Source organism: Campylobacter sp. BCW_4323, from assembly GCF_001763115.1.
In the GTDB taxonomy this organism is placed as follows: Bacteria; Campylobacterota; Campylobacteria; order Campylobacterales; family Campylobacteraceae; genus Campylobacter_D; species Campylobacter_D jejuni.
In genome coordinates, this window is the sequence record NZ_MJYC01000082.1 from 1 (window position 1) to 543 (window position 543).

The 543-nt window shown below is 31.7% G+C and carries 1 pseudogene; it reads right to left on the reverse strand.

Going from position 1 to position 543, the window contains the following annotated elements:
- Positions 1–543: pseudogene (locus AJN60_RS08370) on the reverse strand (hypothetical protein); the annotation flags it as partial.

Below are 543 nucleotides of genomic sequence, written 5' to 3' on the forward strand. Positions count from 1 at the left end.
TTATATCTATAAATAGCAGGAATTCTTGGATCAAGAAGTCTATCAAGCTTATGTCTTTTATAAATAATTTCTAGTCTTTCAGGGCTATAGTATCTTGGAGCATTAGGATAGCCTTGAGGAGGAGTTAAGGCTGCTAGTTTAGCGCTTAATACTAGGGTATCCATAGTCAGTTTAGCAGATCTTTCATCTCTTTCGTTTCTAATATCTACATCAAATCTAGTTGCCATTCCATTTTTATATCCATCCATATAATGATCAAATTCTTTCCTGCTTTCAGGAGTAGAATCTATATCTCTTGGATCTTTTAATTTACCTTTTTCAATATCATCATATAAAGCCCAAATGATTCTACCTTCTTCATCATAGGCAAAATCATATTTATTTAAATCAATCGTCCAATCTGCTCCTATAATCTCATCTAAAAAAGGAAGCATACCAAATTCATCTAATAAACTCTCATAATGATAATCGTGTAAATCGTAAATCATTTTTGCTCTAAGCTTATTCCAATGTTGCCCTGTAAGAAAAGAATTAGAACACAAT